We start from the raw sequence: 14,271 nt of genomic DNA on the forward strand, positions 1-14,271 counted from the left end.
CCTCGATCATGATCTAGTCAGTCCAGAACATGATAAAGTACGCGAAATGGTCTAGACCTTGGATGAACAGCACCGTGAAAGCCGCCATGTTAATGATCCCTATCACATTTCTACCAGCAACCGTTTTGGGCGTAAGCGCAGCGTGGTGCGCAACGCGGCTGTCCCAACGGGTTCGTGCCGGTTGGCTGATCGCATTCCAGTGCAGCCTTGCGCTGCAGCTTTACCTTTTGGGTATACGCTATGGCTACGGTGTCGAAGCGGTACTGAGCATCCAGCATTTGTCCGGCGTCTTGATACCCCCGCTGGCCTATTTGGCTTTTACCAATCCGTCGTGGTCATCGCGTGTCTGGGCACACAGCCTGAGCGTTTTGGTGATGGTGCTTGTTGTCATCTTTGCTCCCTATTTGGCCGATGCCCTGCTTGGAGGCGTCACTTTGGGTTATGCTGCCGCTCTTGCGATCGTTCTTTGGCGGGAGGGAGACGATCTGTTTGCATGGGCACCGCTACAATACACGTCAGCGCTGCGGCTGGGGCTGTATGGCTCCGCCGCGATCCTCGTGCTTTCTGGCGCTACCGATGCAGTCATCATGGCAGATTTTTGGGTCACTGGTGGCAACCGTACAGGAGCAATTGCGGCGATGGCCTCATTCGCAGGGGTGGCACTGCTGGCCATAGGCCTTGTTGTGCTCATGCGCTTTGATTTCACCAAAACACCCGTCGAAAGCACAGATGCGGATGCCGCATTGGTCCAAAGCCTCAGGGATGAGATCACCCGGAAGGAGCTGTACCGCGATCCCGATTTGACACTGACACGCCTGTCAAAACGCTTGGCCCATTCCGCGCGGGATATTTCACAAGCGGTCAACAGAACAACTGGGCTGAATATGTCGCAGTTCATCAACAACATGCGCATACAAGCAGCCTGCGACATGCTCGCCAAGACGGATGTGTCGATCACAACTGCAATGCTGGACGCGGGGTTTTATACAAAATCGAATTTCAACAGAGAGTTTCGCCGTGTGATGGGAGAAACACCAACGCAATGGCGCAAATCACGAGGAACCGATAAGCGTCAAGGTCGTTCATAAATCACCCACCACTATCTTCGGCTTGGCGCATCGTTGGACAAGGCCCAAGTTCTATGAGTTTATCGCCCCTGACGCATAATGCATTACGGGAGGATGATATGGCTACGTTGAGCGGAAAAGTTGCTTGGGTTACGGGTGCTGGTGGTGGCATTGGCGAAGCTTCTGCCAAAGCGTTGGCAAGCAGTGGTGCGCATGTTGTTTTGTCAGGCCGCAGGCTGGAAGAGTTAGAGCGTGTTGCAGCCGAGATTGCATCTGCCGGCGGCACAGCCGAAGCAGCACAGCTGGATGTTGCAGATGCACCAGCCACACAAGTGATAGCCGACGATCTGGTTGCGCGCTTTGGCGGCATTGATGTCTTTGTTGCAAATGCTGGGATCAATGTTCCCAACCGTGCAGTTTCGGAAATTACACCGACGGACTTTGCCAAGGTGGTCGATATAAATTTGAACGGGGTGATGAATGGTGTTCTGGCGGTGCTGCCGCAGATGCGTACAAAGGGTGAAGGTACGTTGATTTTGACCTCGTCTTGGGCGGGGCGGCATCCATCACGCCTGACAGGTCCAGCATATAGCGCCTCAAAGCACGCGGTTGTGGCACTCAGTCATTCGATCAATCAAGACGAAGGGGTTAACGGCATAAGATGCACAGCCTTGATGCCCGGAGAAGTCGCTACCCCCATCATGCAATCGCGGCCAAAGCCACCTTCCCCCGAGGACCTTGCGAGAATGCTACAAGCCGAAGATTTGGGTGCAATGGTGCGCTATATTGCCGAGGCCCCGCCACATGTTTGCATAAACGAAGTCTTGATAAGCCCGACTTGGAACCGGAGCTTTGTAGGTGTCGCAGAGCTGGGCGGGATCAAACTCTGACGTGTTTTGATACGGGCTAAGACACCTTTTATCGATGGATGCATGTGTGATGCAATGACACGCAGATCATGGCGCTGTTGAAGCAATCGGAAGGCGGTGCGCCAGTTTCTGCACTGTGCATATAGAACGATCCACTGAAAGACCTGCTTGGAAAGAGTTCGCGGCAGCCCTGTTCTGAGCGGCAAGAACCAAGAGATTACCGATTGATCAGAGCATCTATCAGCATACAAGCGCGCCTGGGTGCTTTGGGCTGTACTATCAGTAGGCCATACTGGCTGGCAAAGCTCCGCGCCCGCGTCAGAGCGCATATGAAGCGATCCTTCATTTTTCTAGGCATCTTCTGGCGCTACACAGGCGGGGGCCGCTGCCACAAGAATAGCCTAGAATGGTAGCAAAAGAGAAGGCACGCGTCCCGTGCGACACGCAAAACCGCATGTGCCACACGCATGTAAGTGACTGAATTCACGGCTGGAACGTAAACCAGCCCGTATCGCGACTGTCGCCAAGGCCGCCTACCCGTCGAAGAGCCCTAACGCCATCGCCCCCCAAGCGGTAAGGAACTGCGCCAACAGAATTATCAAAGCCCGCGGTCGCACTTACACAATCAGGCCCGACACGTGACTGCTTTTGAAAACTGCATGGATGACTGGCGCAGTTTGTATTTCATATCAGTTCACCGAAGCTGCGGCTTTGTCCGTCTAAGCTGAAGAATGAGAATAGGCGCCATCAAGCAAAGGCCTATTGCCATAGTCAGCAACCCTGGCGCAATGAATAGGAATGACACAATCGCAACCCACCAGCGTTCCCACGTTTTGAGTGGCGCCATCAGGTATCCTGAAAAGGCGATACCAAGGCTCGCGATCCCCAGCATTGCACCCGCCAGAGTGATCGTAAACGCCATCCACGTGAAGCCGTTTGCTACCAAAAGCAGCGCAGGGGAGTAGACGAACACAAACGGCACAAGCGCCTTAGCGATGCCCAGACGGAAGGCCGTGTTCCCTGTCTCGAACGGATTAGACCCCGCAATCCCTGCCGCTGCATAAGCTGCCAGCGCCACAGGCGGCGTGATGTCCGCCAGCACCCCGTAATAGAAAACAAAGAAGTGTGCGACGATAGGCTCGACCTGAAGCTGCGCCAAGGCCGGTGCTGCAACTGCAACAAGTATGATGTAGGTGGCAGTCGTCGGAATACCCGCCCCCATGATAATGCACGACACCGCGATGAGGATGAGCGAGACAAACAAGGCCCATTGCGTAACCGTGAAATAGCTCAGCACAGGCAGGGTGCTTAGGAACGTCCCCACATCAGTCGCCGTTTGCACCACGACATAGCCAAGGCGAAAGCCCACACCCGTCAGCGTCACAACACCAACCACAATCCCGACCGTAGCCGCAGCCGCACCAACGGCAAGCGTGTTACGTGCGCCCACGGCAAGGCTCTCCCACAGGTTTGCAAACAATGGCGTAAACACCCGCAACAGCGTCAGCGTAGACAGTCTGCATGCAATGGTCGGTCTGGCAGTAGCGGGCCGAGGGGTCTGCATCACACCCAGAAGTTACCTCATCCGTCTCATTGAAAGTGGGCGGGTGGTCGAGATACCGACAGAGCCTCCTCTTCCGGCAATGCAATACTGCGTGGTTCACTATCCCTCACCGCATGCAGCATTGTTTACGCAAATAGCGCACGACATCCATTCGGTTGCCGACTTCGGAACACCGTATTTCGTTTAGGGTGGCCAGACGGTGCGAAAGGCTGACACGCTGGCGTGAACTGCTTCGTGAAAAAGCTGTAGAGCTGTTCGGGCGAGGTGTCGGAGTTAACTGAAGGGAACTTTTTGGCGAAGTACGCACCTCGTCCCAAATGCCAGACGTTGAAAGCGCCACTCCAGCGGTGACGGTGCAGTCCATCACAAAATGCTGGGCAGTATCTGATCTTTTGTTTGAGCCCGCTTTGACCGATACAACCCATTGTGGGAATGTCTGCAGTGCGCAAAGTTGAGAAAAATGCGGCGACCAAAATGGGAGAATGATCGATGGCTGGCAATTTGAACGGAAAGGTTGCGGCCGTCACGGGCGCAGCATCGGGTATAGGGCTTGCTAGCGCCGAAGCTATGTTAGCCGCTGGCGCACGGGTGGTGATTATTGACCGTGATGCGGCAGCAGTGGAGGCCATTTGCGACCGATATAAAGGTACTGCCATTCCACTTGTTGTCGACCTATTGGATCCAGTGGATTGCGCGCAAATGCTTCCAAAAATTCTTGAGCTGGCCGGCCAAGTCGATATTCTTCATTGCAACGCAGGCTCGTATGTCGGCGGTGATTTGATTGATAACGACACCAGCAGCATCGACCGTATGATGAATTTGAACGTCAACGTCGTTATGAAAAATGTTCACGATGTCCTACCGCACATGATCGCACGAGGTTCGGGCGACATCATCGTCACAAGTTCTCTCGCTGCGCATTTTCCAACCCCTTGGGAGCCTGTCTACGCGTCTTCCAAATGGGCCATAAACTGCTTTGTCCAAACTGTTCGCCGACAGGTGTTCAAACATGGTATCCGCGTCGGCGCGATATCACCCGGGCCGGTCATAACTGCATTGCTATCGGATTGGCCCGAGGAGAAACTCCAAGAGGCGCGAGATACCGGAAGCTTGTTGGAGGCCAGTGAAGTCGCAGAGGTTGTTATGTTCATGCTGACCCGCCCGCGCGGAATGACAATTAGGGATGTTGTAATGATGCCCACTAACTTCGATCTCTAGAGGTTTCGCTCACTCGGTAAACACAGTCAACGGACAGCAGAAATCGGACGACCTCGCGGCGCCGGTGGCGCTTGTGGCAAGACAAATCGCTAGGCCGCCAGGCGATTAGGGATCGTATGCATTTGAGCCTGCGTTGCGACAGGTCTCGACCGCCATCATCCCGTCATCGCTCTGATTGATTGTTAACGCCTTCTGCGCATCCGAGGACTTCGACGCTCTTTCGCGTTCGTGCCCCCCCTGCCGGTTCAGAGAAGTCTAGTGGAAAACCCTAGCCATAAAAGAGGAGGTGTTTAGGAACACAATAGAAATAATCCTTTCCTCAGAATGGGTTGAGAGATTGCCTTTTGAAGAGAGATATGATGGGCATTTCTCAACGACAATCATCGGCCGCGTCAAAGGACTTACTATGCTCAGGGCACATCTGAACGACTACATAACAACCAATTTCGAGATGCTGCCTGACGAGGTCGCCGACACTATTGCGCGATTGGATGGAACCGTTTTGGGTGCGGGAAACTTCTTCGACTCTAGCATAGATGTGTTTGACTTTACCTATAACATTGAAACCGTTGCACAAATCACCGATCGCAGCTTCCAGATTTCCTCTGATGCGGAAACTCTTGCTGGATACCTAGAGGCTGCCGACCCGCAATACTATGCCGGGTTTCTTCTATCCGAGGCGCAGCTTCAGTCTGCGATTGATAATACATTTGAAAATGCAGGTGCCGGTTATTCGGGTATTCGCGCGCAATTTTCCTTTGCGTGGGAATTCATTTCTGGGTTTTCGACCGCAGTCTATGAAAGTGCTGTTGCTGGTTTGGGTGGGCTCAAAGCGATTGCGGACAATGCAGATAACTTTGTGAAAGGTATCTCTGTCACGCAGGTCGAGGGGGTCCTGAAGGCGTCAGATCCTTCGCTTGTACTTTCTGCCACAAAGCTTGTTGAAGGCGGCGCACTGCTCAAGTCTGTCTTTGAGAAGCTTGCAGGCATCGGCGGGGCGGTTTCCGGCAGCTTTGGAGGGAGCAATCCCGACAACTGGATCGGCGTCGACTCTCCTGTGTTTCAAGAGCTGACAGAGCTTCAAAAAGACGTCAACGACTTCCTGAAAGTCACAGCTTCTGTTCCAGACTTTGGGCCATATTCCATCATGCTGGATCTGGCCGCACTTGTCGGGCAATTGGTCAATCTGGTCGACAATTGGTTCGATATAAATTCGGCCCAGGCCGATCCTGATCTGTCCGAGGTTTCTGCCAAGTTTCTGGCGGATGCAGACCTATTGAACTGGTACGAATCCGTTGATCTGGCTGCAAACATCATGACGACGGCCGTTGGTTTTTTCAAAATTGGCGGGCAGCTGGGTGGGGGTGTTGTTGCCTTTGCAGAGCTGGGCCGGACAATTTCGGATGCTTTGGCTATTCGGGCCAAGGCACCATGGCTTGAGGAAATTGAGCGGTTCGAAGACCTCACAGCGCTCACCTCGACAATTGCAGGTTATCAACGCTTGCTAAGGGACGCGCTAGCAAAAGCGGACGAGTTGTCTGAGGGCGTATGGGGGACTGACCTTGCGTCTGTCGTTCCCGAACAACCGGTTGTCGGGCGCGCAGTGCTTGCCGATAGGTTCGATACGGATGCGGATGCTGCCGCAGAGAAAGGGGCAACACTTGCCACTGGTCAGACGGTTTCGGGAACGATCCAGTTTAACGACCGCGCGCCTGTCCGCGACAAAGCCGACTGGTACGAGGTCGAATTGGAAGGAGGGGCCAACTACCGGTTTGAAGTATCCAACGCGGCCGGTAGCGACTTTGATCTCCTGTTCTACGATGACAGGGGCAACCTGATCGGCGAGCAAAACGACCGTAAGTCGAACGGTGGTGCAAGCACCATTGCCGAAGGAACCGTTATGGCAGGCGGCACATATTTTGTTGCTGTGGATGGTCGTTCGCGGCAGGTCTCTTATGAGCTGTCGCTGGAGGAAACATCCTTCTCCAACACATTTGTGAAGCTGTTTGAAACGGATGGTTCAATTGAAACGGACCTGTCTTTGCTGCCAGGACAGACCTATGCAGGGCACGTCAATATTTCCTCGCCAAACGAGGTCTGGATCAAGGTAGAACTTGAGCAAGACCAAGACTACAGCTTCACCTACCAAACCACCCAAAGCCGGATTGCTACTGGCGAGTTGACCCTGCGCAATGCGCTGGGTGGCATCGTTGCGACCAACAATGCTTACTTTGACGGGGTAGGACAAAACATCGCCGGAACGGCGGTAGAAAGCGGTACGTATTTCATCACAGTCGAGGACGGGACCACCAGCGGGTTTTCAGACTACAGACTGAGCTTTGATGAAATTGCGTCTACAGGTGTGATTAGAGAGCTTGTTGACGCGGTCGCGGGCACATCTACCATCTACACATTGGCCCCGGACACAATTTTCGAGGGGGTCCTGAATGCAATCGGATCACCACGTACAGGAGGGTACGATGATGACGATAATGGGACAGCCGGAAACGCTTATGGGGACTGGATCAAGGTCAATCTAACCGCTGGCGAAGAATACAGGTTCACGATCGAAAGCGATAACGAGCGCGCGGACATCACGCTTTATGACCAGTTCGGAAGCATTGTGTCATATCAAAATGCAAGGTCGCTCCCCATTGCCAATGCAGAGATTTCCGGCACCGCACTCCGTACAGGAACTTACTTTCTCGGGATAGATGGTTCTGCCGCGGAAGGCCAATACCGCGTTCAGTACTCTCAGGAAGATTTGGCCGGAGATATCGTTGAACTAGAGGACGCCGCAGAAGGAATTGAAACGCAATACGCCTTGGGCGAAAGGGAGTTTTTCGTTGGTACGTTGTTAAGGGCCGATGATGATCCTGCCCCACCCGACGACGGTAAAGGCGATTGGGTCGCAATCGAGATGACAGCAGAGCTTCAATACGGCTTCAGGCTGGAGGGCGACGGCAGAGATCTCGGCGGCACGCTTGGCATCTATGATGCCAGTGGTGACATCATCAATGGCGTGAGAAGTGCAAGCTCTGAACCAGCGACAGTTTCGATGACAGCACCGACGACTGGTACATATTATTTGGCGGTTCTCGATGTCGATACATCCAACCGCTACGCCGTCAGCTATCAGGAAAACTCTGTCACAACAGGAGTTTTATCTATCGACGGTATTGTTGCACAAAATGAAACGATTACAGCGAATATTTCAGATTTGGCAGACATAGACGGTCTTGGGGAATTTGAATTCCAGTGGATGATAGACGGTGAAGATATCGGCATATCCGGACTTCCTGATTTCTTTGTCAGGTCAAACTACGTTGGCTCTTTGATCAGTGTGCGCGCCACGCATACGGACGGATATGGCAACACTGAAACCATCACCAGTTCGGCGCGTAGAATTGGCGAAGAGCTTGGCCTTGGTTTAAAAGGCGGTACCCTTACCGGTACAGGCGACGGCAACGTATTGGAGGGGAGTTCCAATGACGATATCCTGTATGGCGATGGCATCCAGATCGCGACCGTCTCGGATCTCGCAGGGCAAATTTTCCGGCTTTATCAGGCGACGCTGAACCGGCTGCCCGATACCCAAGGGCACGCAGGATGGACCGCGCAACTGTTCGAACAGTCGCAGGATCTTTTGGAAATCACGAATGGTTTTGTTGGCAGTCGGGAATTCCAAAATGTTTATGGCGCTTTGGACGATACCAATTTCATCTCGCTTCTGTACAATAATGTACTGGACCGCGCTCCAGACGATGCGGGATTGGCGCAGTGGAAAGAGAACATCGACAGAGGTTTGTCGAGGGCCGAGGTTGTTTTGGGCTTCTCCGAAAGTGCCGAGATGAAGAACGCGACGCGGGCCGAATTGAATACCTTTCTAGCGCAGCGCACGGAGGCCAACTGGACGGATGATGTCTATCGCTTGTACGAAGCAACGCTTGGGCGCGCCCCCGATCTGGGAGGCCTAAAGAGCTGGGCCAGCACCCTTGCGAATGGTGCGTCGTTCGAAACCATCGTCGGCGGGTTCGTCAATAGCGCCGAATTCCAGAGGGTTTATGGAACATTGGACGATACGGGGTTTGTAACCCTCCTCTATCAGAACGTCCTCAAACGCGCCCCTGACAGCGCGGGCCTTGATAACTGGTTGATAAGCTTGGAAGACGGGCTCTCAAGAGAAAAGGTCGTGAGCGGGTTTTCCCAAAGCGCAGAATTCATAAACGCGACCCGCGCCGAGGTTACCGATTGGATGCGTAGATTTGCCCAAGACGATCAGTTGGAAAGCAGTAGCGGCAACGACCATCTTTTTGGTGGAGAATTGGCAGACCGGTTTGTGTTTCGGGAGTTTGATGAGGGAACCAAAACGGTTCACGATCTGGAGCCTTGGGACACCTTGGAATTCAGCCGCTTCCGTTTCGACAATGTGTCCAGCATCAAAGACTTGATGCGGCAAGACGGGGATTCAGTTGTGTTTGAATACGATGATCTGGAAGTTATCTTAAAGAACGTAAGCCTTTCGGCCCTTGACGATGCGATGTTCGCGTTCTGAACGTAGCAGCTGGCCCCAATCGACAATATGATGCTCTCCGGATGAACCTGAGCTGCTTTTTTAGCTAGTGCAGCGCACTGCCTTCCTGCCAAATCGCAGCTATTTTTGCGGGATGAGACCCTGAGACGACATGACTTTCCTAGTCGTATTTTTTCATGGGGGGGTAACCCCCCATGTCTAAAGCGACACATCAATCAGGCACCTTGCGCAATGCGCGTTAGAGGCTTGGAGAATGGCAAGTTTATTACAACTGGCTCACACCAGATGCTGCATGGGGGGACCTATCCCACAGTAAAATCTACAAATAAGTGCATTGAACAAGGTTTTTCGTCGTACGCTGACGATCTATTCCCAGATGCGCCGTGCTGAGCGGGAGGAGCCTTGCAACACAGATCACCCGCGATGCCCGCCATCTGACACCACTCAATATTTCCTTATCGATCACTCTAGCTTTCCTTGAACGAAAACATCGGAAGAAAGGCTCCCCTTGGGTCGAGTGACTTAATATCTGTCCGCAGCATATTGGCGTACTTATTCTCCACGTTATGCGAGGGGACATGAGCCCTACTCTCGGAAAAAAGCAGCTTGGGCTGATTGTGTTGAAAGACCCGTTGTTTTTGACCCAATGATGCTGGTCACTAAGTTGATTTCATACCTAGTTCTACATTTTCAAAGCAATCGTTCGTGCAGCGAACCGCAGGGTATGTTTTGTCCCGCAAAGCCGTCATCGAGAGCAGCGGAATGCTGCACTGACTATCTGCCCAACAATGCGGCCTCTGGCCCAAGCGGGACGAAATGCGCGAATGGCAGGCAAGTTTGATATTCCATAACTGACCCGCCCTCCTCTTCTACAACGACAACCACAGGCTAACACTTCTGCGCCCCATCTGATGCCAGAAATAGGCTCAGTTTGAGCAGTGTTGCGCCGTCTACACTGGTCCGCCACCACCAGATTTGGCTCCAAAACCGTGCTCGGTCTGCCGGTGCCAGCTGATCTCTCTTGAGTTTTTGCATCTTCGATTCCGTAAATGGTCGGTAATTTTCAACTATTCCAGCTTCACGAAAGGCTGGCGTTGTTTTTTCAATTAAAAATTCCATTTATTTACAGAATCTTATCCTGATTTCTCACCAACCTTTGAAAAAAGGGTGGGATTTTTTCAACCACGTGTCGAAATTTCGGAATGGCAAGCGTCCTAGAGGTATCAAAACGCAAAAATAGGAAATCTTACAATGTTCACAGTCACACCAATCTACGCCCTCGCCGTTGCAGTCATCACCCTTGCCCTTTGGTTTCGAGTGACCTCATACCGAGGCAACAATGGCATTTCGATCGGCGACAATGGCGATGTAAATTTACTGCAACGAATCCGACAGCATGGGAACTGTGTCGAATGGAGCAGCTTCATTCTGATTATGATGATCCTTGCAGAAGGCATGGGCGCACCCGGCCTCTACATCCATATTTCGGGAGCGTTGCTTCTGATTGGCCGCATCGCCCATCCGTTCGGGCTTAAGATCGACAATGCAGGGCACCCTTTGCGCTATGTCGGCAATGGCACCAACATTCTGGCAGCCTTGAACATCATGGTTTGCTTGGGCGTAAATATCCTCGGCTTGTAACTCACCCGAACTGAAACTCTCGTACTGAACCTGACTATCTCAACTCTAACCAAAGGAAAAAACCAATGAAATATATGCTCTTGATTTATAATAACCCTTCTGAAGAACCCACATACGGGACACCGGAATTTGACGCCATGATGGGAGGCTTTTTTGCCGCCAACGAAAAGATGAAGGCCGATGGGGTGCTTGCGGGCGGCGAGGGTTTGCAAGGTATTGAAACCGCCACATCTCTGCGGATCAAATCCGGGAAAGTTGAAACGATGGATGGCCCGTTTGCCGAGACGCGCGAGCATTTGGGCGGCTATTATGTCGTCGATGTGCCGGACCTTGATGCTGCACTCAAATACGCGGCCTTGTTGCCTTCCGCGAACTTTGGGACAATCGAGGTACGCCCTCTAATGGACTACAATCCAGCAGGATAACCCATGAGTAACGCCGCCCCCAAAGCCATCGCAGTCAACAAAGCCGTCAATGACGTCATACGCAGCGATCGGGGGCGGCTTATGGCTGGATTGGTATCCCGGCTGGGCGATTTTCAACTCGCTGAAGACGCGCTGCAAGACGCAACAATCTCGGCTCTTGGCCACTGGGGTCGCTCGGGAATACCTGATAATCCAACAGCTTGGCTGATGAAAGCATCCTTTAACAAAGGGATTGATCGGATCCGCAAAGCGAAACGCGAAGGTCAAAAAGGACAAGACCTGAGCCTGATCATAGAAGATGAACATACCATGCACGCCACCGAAGAAATCCCCGACGAACGGTTGCGGCTGATTTTTACCTGCTGCCACCCCGCTCTCGAAGAAAAGTCACGAATTGCTTTGACCCTACGCACAGTCTGCAACCTCAACACGCGCGAAATTTCGGATGCGTTTCTGGATAACGAGACCACCATGGGCCAGCGCCTGTCGCGCTCGAAAGCAAAGATTAAATCAAAAGGCATCGGGTTTGCCGTACCCGAGCCCGAGCAACGAGGCGAACGCCTAAACACGGTTTTATCAACGCTCTATTTGATCTTCACAACTGGCTATGTCTCTCGTGATTGCGGCCCACGCAACCTCTGCCTTGAGGGTCTGTTCTTGATGCGCCTGCTAAACCAGCTTCAACCAGAGGACCCTGAAGTCGAAGGGGCGTTGGCGCTAATGCTATTGACCCAGTCGCGCAACAAATCCCGCGTGTCAAACGACGGGGCAACGGTACCAGTGTCAGAGCAAGACCACGCCTTGTGGGACGCAGAATTACTGCGCGAAGGGCAAGAGCTTTTGGCCCGCGCCGTTGAAAGGCGCGCACCTGGCGCGTTCCAAATCAAAGCCGCAATTGCGGATTGCCACATGGAAACGCCCGCACCAGACTGGGCGCAAATGTTGCTGCTTTACCAATCGCTGTGGCGGTTTGAGCCGACGCCCGTCGTTGCACTGAATTGGGCAGTTGTTCTGGCCGAGACCGGGCAACCAGAATTGGCTTTGCAAAAACTAAACGAGCTGAAGGACGTTTTGGGTGACTTCCAACCGTGGCATGCAGCAAGCGCGAGCATACTGCGCAAACTCAACCAACCGAAAAAATCAGCCCAAGCCTACGCTGAAGCGATAAACCGCGCGCCAACAGATGCTGATCGGTTGTTTCTTCAAAACAAATTGAAACATCTGCGCAACTCACAGGCTTGAGGTCTGGACCTCAACAGATTCTTCTCGGTGCGGTCACAGTCCCGTTGCAGCATGGTGGGTATCTAAACCGCTAAAGATCGCGATGCCCGCACAACTATCTGTTAACCTGCTTGAACGATTTGTTCAGGCCGAAAACAACACTAAGCTGTTCAATTCATAAGAGCGCCGGTTTCTGAACCGGAGCTGGAAAAGGCAGATACACAAGGTCTTTTCGCGCAAATCTCCAATCCCTTGCACCCGTTTGCAGAAATGTTCAAACCCTCAACCCGATTTCAGACAAGGCCTTATAAAATATGGGAAAAAGGTGATAACCGCGTATGGAGAACCATACTCAGGTTAGGATTTTAGCAAAGCTCACAGGAACCCGAAAAATGGCTGTTTGAACCTCAGCAGCCACTTATCCTGTCGAGGCGTTGCAGCACCTAGGAGGGAAAATAGTAAATGGTGCGGGCGGGGGGACTCGAACCCCCACGGGCATACGCCCAACAGATTTTAAGTCTGGTGTGTCTACCATTCCACCACGCCCGCACGCGAGGGTCACCCCTAAGCGCACCATAGCTTGCGCGCAGGTGGTGTAAATATCTCAAATGTCTTCGCCAACCGGCCCCAGCGGCGCACCCTCTGCCAGCAGGGCCGCCTCGGACAGCCAAGGATTGTTGGCTACAGCCGCCAGCATCTGTTTGCGTGCCTCGGCAATCCGACCCAAATTCATCAAGGTCAGCCCCCTGCCCGACTGCGCCGCGACATGGCGGGGCTGCAACTCCAATGCGCGGTCCAGATCCGTCAGCGCGGCTGCGTAGTCCTCACGCAGAAAGCTAATATAGGCGCGTTGGTTCCATCCCTCCGCATACTCGGGACAATAGTCGATAAGCCGCGTAAAGGCACGGTGCGCCCCTTCGAAGTTAAAGCTGTTACGCGCTTCCATGCCGCGGTCCAGCACCGCTTGGGCTGCCTCATCCGGCGCGCGTAGCCAGACCTCCCACATTGCGTCAGATGCTGCGCGGCCTTCTGTGAAATCACGCGCCTCTTGGGCTTGGGTAAACAGACTTTCCAGTTCACTGCTCACATCGGCAGGCTCTGGGCAGTCAGAGGCAAAGGCGGGTCCGGCCATCAGGGCCAAGGCAAGCAAAATACGCATGGAGCAAGGGTGGCGCATTTAGGCTAGGCGTCAAGCCCCCTCGGACAACATCACTTCTTTGACAGCCTCCATGGCGACATAAGTCGAGGTGGACCCCACATGCGGCAGTGCCGAAATTGTATCGCCCAAAAATGCGCGGTAGCTGGCCATGTCACGGGTGCGCACCTTGAGCAGATAGTCAAAATTGCCCGCGATCATGTGCGCCTGCTCGATTTGCGGCACGCGCGCGGCTGCAGCATTAAACGCAGCCAGTGCAGCCTCGCGGGTGTCTGTAAGACGCACCTCGACAAAGGCAACATGATCCAGCCCCAACCGGATCGGGTTCAGCATCGCGCGGTATCCCAATATCACACCACTGTCCTCCAGCCGCCGCAGCCGCGCTTGGGTGGGAGATTTGGACAGACCGATCCGCTTGGCTAGGTCGGTAATACTGATCCGCCCGTCTTCGGCCAGCGTGCCCAGAATCGCTTGATCGAATTGATCCAGATCAGAAGTGTTTTGCGCCATGTTTTCGCTCCTATTTAGATCAAAACGCCCTGCAATTGAGCCATCTTCAGTGAACATGCCTTTCAT

Annotated in this window: 10 protein-coding genes, 1 tRNA gene and 1 pseudogene; 8 read left to right on the forward strand and 4 right to left on the reverse strand. The window is 53.3% G+C overall.

Features of this window, described 5'->3' with window-relative positions; genetic code table 11:
• Positions 1–62 precede the first annotated feature (62 nt).
• Together Q0903_RS09470 and Q0903_RS09475 are read left to right on the forward strand one after the other, a co-directional pair.
• Positions 63–1,088, forward strand: coding sequence for a helix-turn-helix domain-containing protein (locus Q0903_RS09470; RefSeq protein WP_299414842.1), 1,026 nt, complete (start codon positions 63–65; stop codon positions 1,086–1,088).
• Positions 1,089–1,141: 53 nt separating this feature from the next.
• Positions 1,142–1,957 carry an SDR family oxidoreductase gene (locus Q0903_RS09475; protein WP_299414844.1) on the forward strand — a complete coding sequence of 272 codons (816 nt, stop codon included), beginning with the start codon at positions 1,142–1,144 and terminating at the stop codon, positions 1,955–1,957.
• Positions 1,958–2,630: 673 nt separating this feature from the next.
• Here the strand turns inward: Q0903_RS09475 and Q0903_RS09480 are convergent.
• Positions 2,631–3,407, reverse strand: a pseudogene (locus tag Q0903_RS09480) (TRAP transporter large permease subunit); the annotation flags it as partial.
• Between Q0903_RS09480 and Q0903_RS19770 the strand changes: the two are divergent.
• The 6 genes from Q0903_RS19770 to Q0903_RS09505 all read left to right on the forward strand — a co-directional run bounded on the left by Q0903_RS19770 (position 3,370) and on the right by Q0903_RS09505 (position 12,560).
• Complete coding sequence (locus Q0903_RS19770; protein WP_366141489.1) at positions 3,370–3,687, forward strand: LysR substrate-binding domain-containing protein; 318 nt, start codon at positions 3,370–3,372, stop codon at positions 3,685–3,687. The pseudogene Q0903_RS09480 and the gene Q0903_RS19770 sit on opposite strands and share 38 nt — an antisense overlap.
• A gap of 302 nt (positions 3,688–3,989) precedes the next feature.
• The gene (locus tag Q0903_RS09485) at positions 3,990–4,718 is read left to right on the forward strand and encodes an SDR family oxidoreductase (RefSeq protein WP_299029586.1); all 729 of its coding nucleotides are present in this window, start codon (positions 3,990–3,992) and stop codon (positions 4,716–4,718) included.
• A 406-nt stretch (positions 4,719–5,124) separates the two neighbouring features.
• Complete coding sequence (locus tag Q0903_RS09490; RefSeq protein ID WP_299414845.1) at positions 5,125–9,273, forward strand: DUF4214 domain-containing protein; 4,149 nt, start codon at positions 5,125–5,127, stop codon at positions 9,271–9,273.
• A gap of 1,230 nt (positions 9,274–10,503) precedes the next feature.
• Positions 10,504–10,893: an MAPEG family protein gene (locus Q0903_RS09495; protein WP_299414846.1), complete on the forward strand. Its 390-nt coding sequence runs from the start codon at positions 10,504–10,506 to the stop codon at positions 10,891–10,893.
• 65 nt (positions 10,894–10,958) lie between these two features.
• Positions 10,959–11,318, forward strand: a complete 360-nt coding sequence (locus tag Q0903_RS09500; protein ID WP_299029579.1) for a YciI family protein — start codon at positions 10,959–10,961, stop codon at positions 11,316–11,318.
• Between the two features lie 3 nt (positions 11,319–11,321).
• On the forward strand, positions 11,322–12,560 hold the full coding sequence (locus tag Q0903_RS09505; RefSeq protein WP_299414848.1) for a DUF6596 domain-containing protein: 1,239 nt from the start codon (positions 11,322–11,324) through the stop codon (positions 12,558–12,560).
• A gap of 442 nt (positions 12,561–13,002) precedes the next feature.
• On the opposite strand, the gene Q0903_RS09510 is transcribed toward Q0903_RS09505, so the two are convergent.
• The 3 genes from Q0903_RS09510 to Q0903_RS09520 all read right to left on the reverse strand — a co-directional run bounded on the left by Q0903_RS09510 (position 13,003) and on the right by Q0903_RS09520 (position 14,205).
• Positions 13,003–13,088: transfer RNA gene (locus tag Q0903_RS09510), tRNA-Leu, on the reverse strand.
• Positions 13,089–13,143: 55 nt separating this feature from the next.
• A complete protein-coding gene (locus Q0903_RS09515) occupies positions 13,144–13,698 on the reverse strand; it encodes a tetratricopeptide repeat protein (RefSeq protein WP_299414850.1) in 555 nt (184 codons plus the stop codon).
• A gap of 30 nt (positions 13,699–13,728) precedes the next feature.
• Complete coding sequence (locus tag Q0903_RS09520) at positions 13,729–14,205, reverse strand: Lrp/AsnC ligand binding domain-containing protein (protein ID WP_299029571.1); 477 nt, start codon at positions 14,203–14,205, stop codon at positions 13,729–13,731.
• Between the last annotated feature and the right edge of the window lie 66 nt (positions 14,206–14,271).

This window comes from uncultured Sulfitobacter sp., from assembly GCF_947502895.1.
GTDB lineage: Bacteria > Pseudomonadota > Alphaproteobacteria > Rhodobacterales > Rhodobacteraceae > Sulfitobacter.

What these genes read in the sequence shown, in the direction of transcription:
- Q0903_RS09485 (WP_299029586.1), top strand. Translation starts at nt 3,990, where the DNA reads ATGGCTGGCAATTTGAACGGAAAGGTTGCGGCCGTCACGGGCGCAGCA.
- Q0903_RS09515 (WP_299414850.1), bottom strand. Translation starts at nt 13,698, where the DNA reads ATGCGTATTTTGCTTGCCTTGGCCCTGATGGCCGGACCCGCCTTTGCC.
- Q0903_RS09505 (WP_299414848.1), top strand. Translation starts at nt 11,322, where the DNA reads ATGAGTAACGCCGCCCCCAAAGCCATCGCAGTCAACAAAGCCGTCAAT.
- Q0903_RS09490 (WP_299414845.1), top strand. Translation starts at nt 5,125, where the DNA reads ATGCTCAGGGCACATCTGAACGACTACATAACAACCAATTTCGAGATG.
- Q0903_RS09475 (WP_299414844.1), top strand. Translation starts at nt 1,142, where the DNA reads ATGAGTTTATCGCCCCTGACGCATAATGCATTACGGGAGGATGATATG.
- Q0903_RS09495 (WP_299414846.1), top strand. Translation starts at nt 10,504, where the DNA reads ATGTTCACAGTCACACCAATCTACGCCCTCGCCGTTGCAGTCATCACC.
- Q0903_RS09500 (WP_299029579.1), top strand. Translation starts at nt 10,959, where the DNA reads ATGAAATATATGCTCTTGATTTATAATAACCCTTCTGAAGAACCCACA.
- Q0903_RS09470 (WP_299414842.1), top strand. Translation starts at nt 63, where the DNA reads ATGAACAGCACCGTGAAAGCCGCCATGTTAATGATCCCTATCACATTT.
- Q0903_RS09520 (WP_299029571.1), bottom strand. Translation starts at nt 14,205, where the DNA reads ATGGCGCAAAACACTTCTGATCTGGATCAATTCGATCAAGCGATTCTG.